Raw genomic sequence first — 7,696 nt, forward strand, 5'->3', positions numbered from 1 at the left:
TTAAAAAAGAGGAGTGATTTAAGATGGATAAAAAGAAATCCCATGGTGGACATGGATTGATGATGTTGCTTTGCTGTTTAGTGATGTTTGGAGCATTTTGGTTTGTAGGTACTTCGCAAGGAGGAGAAGGGAGTTCTTGGAGCTGGCTATTATTCTTACTCTGTCCAGTGATGCACATCTTTATGATGAAAGGGATGATGGGTCACAAGAATGATGAAGATGATAGTGACAGTCATAGTTGCCATTAAAAATAAGTAATAACTGAGAATAAAAAAGGAGGTAATAATTATGTCATCATATTGTGGAAATAAGAAGGATTTAATTACTAGATTAAAGCGAGTTGAAGGTCAAATTAGAGGCATTCAAAATATGATAGATGATGAAAAGTATTGTGTCGAGGTCTTAACTCAAATTGCTGCAGTTAAAGGTGCTTTAAATAAGGTAGGGATGAGTATCTTAGAGTCCCATACCCATGGTTGTGTTAAGGATGCAGTAGATGTAGGAGAAGAAGGTGATGAGGTTATTAGTGAATTGATGGATGTTATTTTTAAATTTACTAAATAAAATTTTGATAGTTTTAAGAATATCTTCTAAGAGGCTAAACATATACTTATTATAATAATACCCCTGTATGGTATTTTGAGGAGGGATTTTAGTGGAAAGTATATATTTAGTCTCTTTTATTATTGGCTTTTTTTCTTTTTTATCACCTTGTATTATTCCGATGATTACAGTTTATTTTACCTTAATTACGGGGTTATCTTTAGAAGATTTACAATCGGCAACTATACAGAAGAAGATGAAAGCTCATATTGTAATTAGTACCTTAGTTTTTATTTTAGGATTTACTCTGGTATTTACTTTAATTGGTGGGATAGTTAGTGAAGTAGGACATGTTTTTAAGGATAATATTAGATACTTGAATATAGTTGGAGGAATATTTATTATACTTTTAGGACTAAAGACTGCTGGTCTAATTAAACTAAATTTTTTACATAAGCTTGACTTTAGTAATAAGGTCGATGTTAGGTCTGTTCCTCAAGGCTATAAGTATCTCAGTACCTTTTTAGTAGGTATCTTTTTTGCGATAGTCTGTTCTCATTGTATTGCCCCTACCTTTTATTCTGTTTTGATGTTAACAGGTACAACAGAGATTAATGGTGCTGTAGTGATGTTCTTTTTCTCAATAGGGTTAGGAGTTCCGTATCTTTTGGTGGGATTATCCTTTAATAAGGTTATTTCTATGATTAAAAAGTTTGGAAGGTATCGTAGAGATATTCAATTAGTTATGGCTTTGATTCTAATAACCTTTGGTATCTTTATGATGAGCAATAAGCTTACTTTATTAACTAAAATTTTAGATAAATTATTACCTTTTAAATTACCTTATAGCTTTTAAAGTTAAGAGTTCAAAAATTAAAAGAGGAGTGATGTTAATGAACTATGATTATGGATTATGGTCTGTAGTAATAATCAATGTGTTATGGGTATTATTCTTTATTTTCAGTTTTATTCGCCCCAAAAAGAAGTATGAATGGAGGAGCATGGGAGTAGTTAGTGCTTTTTTTGTAGCCTTATTTACTGAAATGTATGGGTTTCCTTTAACAATCTACTTACTAACTTCAGTCTTTGGTGTCAAGATGCCAGTCTTAAACCCCTTTGGACATGAGAGTGGTCATTTATTAGCCAGTTTTGGAGTGGGGGTAGAGAAGGCACTGATAGTATGTCAAATAGGAAGTTTTATCTTTGGTTTAGGGATAGTAATTATGGGAATAGGTTGGTGGCAGATTCATCGGGCTAAAGGTGAACTAGTGACTACTGGAATTTATCGTTATGTCCGTCACCCTCAGTATCTAGGAATCTTTATGCTAACAATTGGGATGATGATTCAATGGCCTACTTTATCGACCTTAATTATGTTACCAGTACTACTTATTTCTTATTACAAATTAGCTAAAAGAGAGGAAGCTGTTGTGTTAGAGGAATTTGGAGAAGAGTATGAAGAGTATATGAAAAAGACCCCTGCTTTCTTTCCAATTAAAATTAAGAGAGCTATTGCTTAAGAAGATTTAGCTAAGAGTGTTATTTAGAACTTTAAAATATTATTTGCAGGGATAAATATCTTTGCATTTAGAGTATATTAATAGCAAAAGTGTTTGCTCTAAATTTCAGTAAAACGTTAGTCTCCTATATCTCAATTTAATACATTGTTAATAGTTTTTAGATGATACTATTATGAATAATCAACTTATGTTTTAATCTAAAAGAGTAGCTTCTGCTACTCTTTTATTATCTAAATTAATTTATGTAAATAATCCTGCTACATATTTAGAAGATGGATTAGTAATTATATCATTGCTTGCACCCTGTTGAACAATCTCTCCATCTTTTAAAACAACTATCTTATCGGCTATACTAATAGCATCATCTTTATCATGGGAGACAAAGATTGAGGTGATTCCAGTCTTTTTAATGATACTCTTTAGTTCTTCTCTGATTCTAGATTGTAAACTGGCATCAAGATTACTAAAAGGTTCATCCATTAATATCAATGAGGGTTCTATTGCCAATGATCTTGCTAAGGCCACCCTTTGTTGCTGTCCACCACTGATTTGATAAGGATATCTATTTCTTAATTCTTCTAAACCAACCAGTTTTAATAACTCTTCTAGTTTTGCTTCTTTATATTCTTTACTCTTATTCTTTACTCCAAATAGTATATTCTGAGCTATTGACATATGAGGAAATAAAGCATAATCCTGAAATACCATGCCTATCTCCCGTTTTTCAGGGGGGACAAAGGTATTATCATCGACTATTGTCTCACCATTAATCTTAATCAGTCCAGCATTTGGCTCTTCAAGCCCTGAAATTAATCGTAAAACTGTACTCTTGCCGCTTCCACTCTCTCCTAATAAGCAGACTATCTCCCCTTTATCTACAGTAAAACTAAAATCTTTTAAAGTATCAACCTTAGAATTCTTATATTTAAAATTTAAATCTTTAATTTCAATTAACATTTTTACTCCCCTTTCTAGCACTAAGCTTGTGAATCCCGTATATAGCTAAACCACAGATAAGGATTATGATTATAGATGAGATAGCTGCTTCATGTATCATCTCATCACTTGCATATTCAAAGGCCTTGGTAGCCAAAGTATCAAAATTAAAAGGTCTTAAGATTAAAGTTAGTGGTAACTCCTTAAGAACTTCAATTAAGACCAATAAAAAACCACTAATTACAGCTGGTTTAATCATTGGTAAATCAACCTTAAAGAAGGTCTTAGTGATTCCTACACCTAAAGTACGGGAAGCCTCAAAGAAACTCTTACCTACTTTATCGAAACCAGACTCCACAGAATTATAACCAATAGCCAAGAATCTAATAATGTAAGCAAAGATAAGCATTAGAATAGTTGAAGTTAAGACTAGCCTCCCAGAGTATATAAGCCTATCTAATCCTAAGAAGAATAATAGAATACCTACTGCTATAACTGCCCCTGGGATTGAATAACCCAATATCGCTACCTTTGAATATATTTTAGAGAAGATGCTATCACTAATTCTTACAGTATTAGCTACAATTATTGATATAATTATAATTAATATTGAAGCAAATAATGCTACAAATATAGAGTTAAAAGAGAATATAAAGAAATCTATATTCAGAATTTTTGCATAACTCAACCAACTCCAATGAAGTAGCTGTAGTGTAGGTATCAAAAATCCAATAGCAAAGATTAATGAACAGAAAGTAGATACAAGAAAAGCTTTTACCCCTGATAATTTAATTCTAGAAAGGGGTCTAATCTTAGTAGTACTATAACTAAACCTCTTAGCTCCCCGTGAAAACTTTTCTATTAATAAAAACCCAGAGACAAAGACCATCAATAAAGCAGATAACCTTACTGCTGAATTCAAATCTCCCATACCAAACCAAGTCTTAAAGATAGCTGTACTGAAGGTTGTAATTCCGAAATATTTAACTACACCATAATCATTTAATACCTCTAACACCACTAAACTAGTCCCTGCTACAATAGCTGTTCTAGATATCGGTAAGACAACATACCTAAAAGTCTCAAAAGAGCTTCTACCTAATGTCCTTGAAGCCTCTACTAAAGAAGCACTCTGCTTGGCTAGAAATGATCTAGTAATGATAAAGACATAAGGGAATAGAAAGATAGTATAAATAAAAATTGCACCTTTTATATTCATAATATCAAAATAAGTCGGGTTCACATTAATCCCCAAATAATTCCTTAATGAGGTCTGGATAACTCCTGTATAATTTAATAAACCATTATAAGTATAAGCACCAATATAAGGAGGAATTGCTAAGGGTAAGATTAATGCCCATTTAAAGAAATTACGAAAAGGGAATTCATATTGAGTTATTAACCAGGCTGGTATTAAACCGATTAAAATAGAAAAGATCCCTGTAAAGAGAACTAGAATAGTTGAATTTATTATATAGTCTTGTAATAAGTATTCTTTAATATGATTCCAATTTTCATTTGCTGGTTCAAAGATATTTAATAAAATATTAGCATTTGGAATTAAAACAAACATGATAATAATAAAGCTTGAAATTGACCAGATATTAAACTGAGATTCTAAATTTCTCCTCTTTAACAATTTATATTCACCTACCTTTTAGTAAAAAAGGACAGCCTTTGGCTGTCCTTTAAAAATCTTTATTGCCATCCTATTTCATTGAAGATTTCAACTGCTTTTTGGTTGAATTCTCCTAATTTAGTTAAGTTGATATCTTGAGTTTCAAATTCTCCCCATGACTTCAATAGAGCTGAGGCTTCTACACTTGGGTTTGCAGGATACTCATAGTTAGCCTCTGCAAAGAATTCTTGGGCCTGAGCATCTGTTAAAAATTCGATTAACTTAATAGCATTATCTTTATTCTTAGCATGCTTAGTAAGTCCGATTCCACTTACGTTAATGTGTGTTTCATCTAAGAAACGTACTCCAACTTGCTTTCCTACTTTTACTTCTTCTGGGTTAGAAGAGTTTAACATCTTTCCGATATAGTAAGTATTCATAATCGCTAAATCACCAGTTCCTGCTGCAACTGCTGTTGCTTGGGCTCTATCATTACCTTTAGGAGTTCTAGCCATGTTATTTAAGACACCTTCTGCCCATGCTCTAGCATATTCTTCACCTTCTGTAGCGATTAATGATGCAAGTAATGATTGGTTATAGATGTTTGATGAAGATCTTACTAAGATTTTATCATTCCATTTAGCAGCAGTTAAATCTTCATATGTATTGATTTCTAAAGGATTTACTCTGTTTCTAGCATATACTACAACTCTTCCTCTAACAGTTAAAGCAGTCCATTGGTTATCTTCATCTCTTAAGTTTGCTGGAATATTATTTAATACTGTTTCACTATCTATTGTTTGTAATAATCCTGCTGCTTTTGCTCTATGTAATCTACCAGCATCAGCAGTAATTAATAGATCAGCATTTGTGCTTTCGCCTTCTCTATTAATTCTTTCGATTAACTCATCAGAACCACCTTTTAAAACATTTACCTTAATACCTGTCTTTTCTTCGAATTGCTTTAATAACTCTGCATCAGTATCATAATGTCTATTTGTATAAAGGTTAACCTCACCATTGTCCTTTCCAAATAAGAAATCAAAGAATCCTGCCGATGCAGGTGTTGATGAAACTGTTCCTACTAATACAGCTAAAGCCAAAATAAATAATGATTTTTTCAAAGTAACCACTCCTTATAATATAATTTTAAATTTTAGTATTATCTATTGGATATTTATTGGTACTACTTAATCTTAATACTATATACTATTAACAATCTCCATTCCTAAAATATTCTTATATAGAAAATAAGAGTATTCTTTGTCTACAATAATTGCTACAACTTTTTGACTAATAAATTAATCACTATTAGATTAATTAGTTGTTATACTAATACTCCCCCTTTCTAACAAGTGATAATGATAACAATTTTCATTTCTATGGTAAATTATAATAAAACCTATATGTTTTGTCAAGTATAATTTTAGAATAACCTTGTATTGATTAAAAACTGTATGTATAAATAAAGTATCCCTTTTACACTTGGAAATGATAACTTTTTAAATTTTATGCTATAATAGCTCTTATCTAAGTATTTTATTTTTATTAAATCTAAAGATGAAATTTAGTACTTAAAAGGATATTCAATAATAATGTTAGAAGGGGGATAAATTATGACTAAAAGAACAGAAAAAATCAAATATAGATATAATCGGATTGCACCAATTTATGATAGGTTAGAGTCAATAATGGAAAAAGGAAGAATGGGTGATTGGCGTCAGAAACTATGGCAACAAGTTAAAGAGTTAGCTAAAGGAAAAGAAAATGTTAAATTATTAGAAGCAGGGGTTGGTACTGGAAAGAATATGTCATATTATCCTGAAAGAATTGAAGCTTATGGAATAGACTTTAGTGAGAGGATGTTAGTAGAGGCTAAAAAGAGAACAGAAAAATTAAAGGTTCAAGTAGAGCTAAGAGAGATGGATATTCAAAAATTAGATTTTTCAGATGATTATTTCGATATAATCGTAACTAGTTGTGTTTTCTGTTCTGTACCTGATCCAGTACAGGGTTTAAAGGAACTGAAAAGAGTCTGTAAAGATGATGGTAGGATTATAATGCTAGAGCATATGCGTAGTGAAAAAGAGCCTTTAGGATATTTTATGGATAGTATTAATTGGGTTAGTTTATTAACTTGGGGAGCCAATATTAATCGTAAAACTATGGAAAATATAAAGAAGGCGGGTTTAGAAGTTATTAAGGAGGAGGATTTATTATTGGATGTGGTTAAGGAGTTAATTCTCTCTCCTTAAATTAGTTAGAAGTTGTATATTAATTATAAAAAGTTATAGCCTATTTTAGAACATATGAACAAAGGTATTAATTATATCTTTATATAATTGATATATGAAGGTTGATTAATTTATAGAAGGAGGAAGATATGAAAAAATTAGTTAAAAAACTAGTTATAGTAGCAATTGTATAACTAGTTTTGCATGGGATTTGGCAATATTTACAATGTGGTATTTTTTATACGATGGAGGGGCAAAGTTCCTTTGAGCATACAGGTTTAATGATTAGTGCCACTATTGGTGATGTTAATATTGCTCTTGTATTATTTCTATTATTAGTTTTTGTAAATAAGGATAAGAATTGGATTATGAAGCAGTGGGAGAGAAAAGAGATTGTGATAAGTATTTTATATGCTTTATTTGTAAGTTTCTTTTTTGAAGTCCATGCTTTATATACTAATCGTTGGGGGTATAGTACTGATATGCCTTTATTTCCTGCAACTAATATCGGTTTATTGCCTGTAATTCAATTGTTAATCTTATTACCATTAGGCTCTTGGATTGCTAAGAGGACATTAAGTAAATTTAATTAGAGTACAGACTAACATTCCTATTTATTACTTCTTTTGTATAGTATATATTAATTCAAAAGAAGGAGGGATGATGAATGGGGGATTATGGTCGGTTTGATGATAATTATGTATTTGTTATCTTCTTAATTTTGATATTATTATCTGCTTATTAAATTTACACCACTTTACAAAAATCAGATAAAACATTTACCTAAAAATAACAAAGTCAGACACCTAAATCCTAGAGATAATAATCATAGTCAATAAAAACTA

Annotated in this window: 9 protein-coding genes; 6 read left to right on the forward strand and 3 right to left on the reverse strand. The window is 31.0% G+C overall.

The window, feature by feature from the left end:
- Positions 1-23: 23 nt before the first annotated feature.
- The 4 genes from BX659_RS17305 to BX659_RS17320 all read left to right on the forward strand — a co-directional run bounded on the left by BX659_RS17305 (position 24) and on the right by BX659_RS17320 (position 2,063).
- Positions 24-248 carry a DUF2933 domain-containing protein gene (locus tag BX659_RS17305; RefSeq protein WP_097019493.1) on the forward strand — a complete coding sequence of 75 codons (225 nt, stop codon included), beginning with the start codon at positions 24-26 and terminating at the stop codon, positions 246-248.
- A 40-nt stretch (positions 249-288) separates the two neighbouring features.
- Positions 289-564 (forward strand): metal-sensitive transcriptional regulator, encoded by a 276-nt coding sequence (locus tag BX659_RS17310; protein ID WP_097019492.1) that lies wholly within the window; start codon positions 289-291, stop codon positions 562-564.
- 91 nt (positions 565-655) lie between these two features.
- Complete coding sequence (locus tag BX659_RS17315; protein ID WP_097019491.1) at positions 656-1,399, forward strand: cytochrome c biogenesis CcdA family protein; 744 nt, start codon at positions 656-658, stop codon at positions 1,397-1,399.
- Between the two features lie 37 nt (positions 1,400-1,436).
- Positions 1,437-2,063 carry a methyltransferase family protein gene (locus BX659_RS17320; RefSeq protein ID WP_216358854.1) on the forward strand — a complete coding sequence of 209 codons (627 nt, stop codon included), beginning with the start codon at positions 1,437-1,439 and terminating at the stop codon, positions 2,061-2,063.
- A 240-nt stretch (positions 2,064-2,303) separates the two neighbouring features.
- Here BX659_RS17320 and BX659_RS17325 read toward each other — a convergent pair whose 3' ends face one another.
- The 3 genes from BX659_RS17325 to BX659_RS17335 are packed head-to-tail and all read right to left on the reverse strand — an operon-like array spanning position 2,304 to position 5,741.
- On the reverse strand, positions 2,304-3,020 hold the full coding sequence (locus BX659_RS17325; protein WP_097019489.1) for an ABC transporter ATP-binding protein: 717 nt from the start codon (positions 3,018-3,020) through the stop codon (positions 2,304-2,306).
- Complete coding sequence (locus tag BX659_RS17330) at positions 3,010-4,638, reverse strand: ABC transporter permease (protein WP_097019488.1); 1,629 nt, start codon at positions 4,636-4,638, stop codon at positions 3,010-3,012. Before BX659_RS17330 ends, BX659_RS17325 begins: the two co-directional genes overlap by 11 nt.
- A gap of 59 nt (positions 4,639-4,697) precedes the next feature.
- Positions 4,698-5,741: a Fe(3+) ABC transporter substrate-binding protein gene (locus BX659_RS17335; protein ID WP_097019487.1), complete on the reverse strand. Its 1,044-nt coding sequence runs from the start codon at positions 5,739-5,741 to the stop codon at positions 4,698-4,700.
- Between the two features lie 492 nt (positions 5,742-6,233).
- Here BX659_RS17335 and BX659_RS17340 point away from each other — a divergent pair, with 492 nt between their 5' ends.
- Both BX659_RS17340 and BX659_RS17345 read left to right on the forward strand, forming a co-directional pair.
- The gene (locus BX659_RS17340) at positions 6,234-6,872 is read left to right on the forward strand and encodes a class I SAM-dependent methyltransferase (RefSeq protein WP_097019486.1); all 639 of its coding nucleotides are present in this window, start codon (positions 6,234-6,236) and stop codon (positions 6,870-6,872) included.
- A gap of 224 nt (positions 6,873-7,096) precedes the next feature.
- Positions 7,097-7,444 carry a hypothetical protein gene (locus BX659_RS17345; protein ID WP_253250814.1) on the forward strand — a complete coding sequence of 116 codons (348 nt, stop codon included), beginning with the start codon at positions 7,097-7,099 and terminating at the stop codon, positions 7,442-7,444.
- Positions 7,445-7,696: the final 252 nt, after the last annotated feature.

It is taken from the genome of Orenia metallireducens, from assembly GCF_003001995.1.
Taxonomy (GTDB): domain Bacteria; phylum Bacillota; class Halanaerobiia; order Halobacteroidales; family Halobacteroidaceae; genus Orenia; species Orenia metallireducens_B.

Excerpts from the sequence above, each read along its gene's own strand:
- BX659_RS17305 (WP_097019493.1), top strand. The coding sequence starts at position 24 with ATGGATAAAAAGAAATCCCATGGTGGACATGGATTGATGATGTTGCTT.
- BX659_RS17310 (WP_097019492.1), top strand. The coding sequence starts at position 289 with ATGTCATCATATTGTGGAAATAAGAAGGATTTAATTACTAGATTAAAG.
- BX659_RS17320 (WP_216358854.1), top strand. The coding sequence starts at position 1,437 with ATGAACTATGATTATGGATTATGGTCTGTAGTAATAATCAATGTGTTA.
- BX659_RS17325 (WP_097019489.1), bottom strand. The coding sequence starts at position 3,020 with ATGTTAATTGAAATTAAAGATTTAAATTTTAAATATAAGAATTCTAAG.
- BX659_RS17340 (WP_097019486.1), top strand. The coding sequence starts at position 6,234 with ATGACTAAAAGAACAGAAAAAATCAAATATAGATATAATCGGATTGCA.
- BX659_RS17345 (WP_253250814.1), top strand. The coding sequence starts at position 7,097 with ATGGAGGGGCAAAGTTCCTTTGAGCATACAGGTTTAATGATTAGTGCC.